The following is a 2,771-nucleotide window of genomic DNA, read 5'->3' on the forward strand; positions in this document are numbered from 1 at the left end:
GCGCTAAAGATCCGGGCAACAAGAAACAATGAGTTATGAGTTATAAATTCAAAATTGAAAACTCATAACTCATTAATTTTCATCTATAACACCAATTCAGCTCTCCCAGAAACCGGGTTCCTTTGGGTTAAAGCAATGAAATATCGAGTTTCAATAGCTAAATAAACCCGGTTTCTCATCAGTTATCTTCAAGATTGAATGGAAAGTAAAGAACGACCTATTGGTGTAGATTTATTTGCCGGTGTTGGTGGCATGACCCTTGGCTTTGAACAAGCTGGGTTTGACGTGCTAGCTGCTGTGGAATTAGACCCGATTCATTGTATCACGCATCAGTACAATTTCCCCTTTTGGCGCGTTTTATGTCTGAATATTGCTAACACTAACGGTTCGGAGATTAGAAATATTTCCGGTATTGGCGATCGCGATATCGATGTTGTGTTTGGCGGTTCGCCTTGCCAAGGATTTTCTCTTATGGGAAAACGCGGTTTAGACGATCCGCGCAATGGGCTTATATTTCAATTTCAGCGTTTAGTTGTCGAACTAAATCCTAAGTTTTTTGTCTTCGAGAACGTCCCCGGTCTTACACTTGGCAAACATAAGGAATTTCTCCTAAATATCATCGCTTATTTTAAAGATAATGGCTATGAAGTACAAGAAAACTACCGAGTCCTCAATGCCGCTAATTACGGCGTGCCGCAGAATCGCTCCAGATTATTTCTCCTGGGATGTCGTCGAGGATTATCTTTGCCTAAGTACCCCGAATCGATTACAGCAATTAATAAACCAATATCCCATAAAAAGCAAAAAATATTATCCTCTCATCTTCCCATTGTGCCAACAGTTTGGGATGCCATACGAGACTTGCCAACAGTAGAAGATTATCCGGAATTACTCAAACAAGATTCAACCATAGCAGAATACGGCGAACCGAGCGATTATGCTCGTAAACTTCGCTATGGTGCAGATAGCGATTATGGTTACGATCGCGCATTCGACCCGCAAATTATTACCTCAAGTAGGCGGACAAATCACTCGCCGGAATCTATTGAGAGATTTAATAATACAGAACAAGGTAAAATAGAAAAAATCAGTCACTTTTATAAATTAGATCCAAACGGTATTTGTAACACTCTTAGAGCAGGAACAGCTAGCAATCTGGGCGCTTTTACTTCACCTCGACCGATTCATCCATTCCTGCCGAGATGTATCACCGTGCGAGAAGCGGCGCGACTGCATTCTTACCCGGATTGGTTCAGATTCCACGTAACAAAATGGCACGGTTTTCGACAAGTGGGAAATTCTGTTCCACCTCTATTAGCAAAAGCAATAGCAACAGAAATTATCCGCGCTTTGGATATCTCTCCAGTTAAACCAACAGGCGAAAAAAAGTTGTTGGAAAAGGCAGAATTGTTAAAGATTACAATGTCGGAAGCTGCTAAACATTGCGGTGTCGATCCGCACGTAATCGAACCGAGAAAAAGACGCGATCGCCATATTACTGAGATTCCCGAATCCGTCGTTTAGGCGAAGTTTGTGGAATTATATCTAATTTACTTATTTTTGTGATAAAAGTTAACAATAGGTCTCACAGAGGAACAGCGATGGCGGCACACTTGCCAGACATTGATATTGCGACCTTTATCGAACACTCACTGCTCAATCCAACGGCTACCCCAAATCAAGTGCGGCAGTGGTGCGAAGAAGCAGAGCGGTTTCATTTTGCGACGGTTTGCGTCTACCCTACCTACGTGCGGTTAGCAACCGAACTTCTGCACGGCAAGACACCAAAGGTATGTACGGTCATAGGTTTTCCTGCGGGCGCGACAACTTCGGCAGTGAAACTCTACGAAGCGCAAGAAGCCGTAGAAGATGGTGCCGCAGAGTTAGATGTAGTAATCAATCTGGGGTGGTTGAAAACTGGTAAAACTAGCGAAATACATCGTGAAATAGCCGAAATTTGTGAAGAAACCGGGAAACCCGTCAAAGCTATTTTAGAAACTGCCCTGCTGACAGATGCAGAAAAACGACTGGCAGCTGAAATATGTATGGATGCGGGCGTACAGTTTTTGAAGACTAGCACGGGTTGGTACGCAGGCGCAACAGTTGCAGACGTGAAATTGTTGAGAGAAATAACGAAAGGAGGTGTTGGTATTAAGGCATCGGGAGGTATTCGCACTCATACCCAGGCGATCGAATTAATTGTGGCCGGAGCCACCCGCTTAGGCACATCTGGCGGACCCGATTTGCTCCGTCAGCGCGATAACCTGGAGAAGGAGACAGGGGATGAGGGGAAAGTTAAATATTAAACATTAAACATTCCCTTTCTATGACCCAGTGCCCCATTTCCCCAATACCCCAAGTTATGAGTCGAGTATACAAAGCTACTGGTATTAATCTCAAAAGTATGCCCTTGGGCGAATCAGACCGGCTGCTGACGATATTGACGCGGGAGTTTGGTTTGATTAGGGCAGTAGCGCCCGGTTCTCGCAAGCACAACTCAAAACTGGGTGGAAGGAGTGCGTCGTTTGTGGTGAACGAGCTGCTGATTGCCAAAGGGCGATCGCTCGATAAAATTACCCAGGCAGAAACATTAGAATCTTACCCAGGTCTGAGTCAAGATTTGGCCAAACTTTCTGCCAGCCAATACTTGGCGGAAATAATACTGTGTTGCGCTTTAAGCGAACAACCTCAAGAAGAACTTTTTAGCTTGCTAAACACACATCTGGGGCGTTTAGAAAAGTTGCCCAGCACAACTTCAAAAAACTCATATA

At 44.1% G+C, this 2,771-nt stretch carries 3 protein-coding genes; all 3 read left to right on the forward strand.

Annotated elements, in window-relative coordinates; genetic code table 11:
- Positions 1-198 precede the first annotated feature (198 nt).
- Positions 199-1,524 (forward strand): DNA cytosine methyltransferase, encoded by a 1,326-nt coding sequence (locus H6S82_RS27750; RefSeq protein WP_190464811.1) that lies wholly within the window; start codon positions 199-201, stop codon positions 1,522-1,524.
- A 77-nt stretch (positions 1,525-1,601) separates the two neighbouring features.
- Entirely contained in the window at positions 1,602-2,306 is a 705-nt protein-coding gene (gene deoC, locus H6S82_RS27755; RefSeq protein ID WP_190464812.1) for a deoxyribose-phosphate aldolase, read from the forward strand.
- Positions 2,307-2,362: 56 nt separating this feature from the next.
- Positions 2,363-2,771: DNA repair protein RecO (gene recO, locus H6S82_RS27760; RefSeq protein ID WP_191057069.1), on the forward strand; the 409-nt coding region annotated here is incomplete at its 3' end.

The organism is Planktothrix sp. FACHB-1355 (assembly GCF_014748295.1).
Classification (GTDB): Bacteria; Cyanobacteriota; Cyanobacteriia; order Cyanobacteriales; family Aerosakkonemataceae; genus Aerosakkonema; species Aerosakkonema funiforme_A.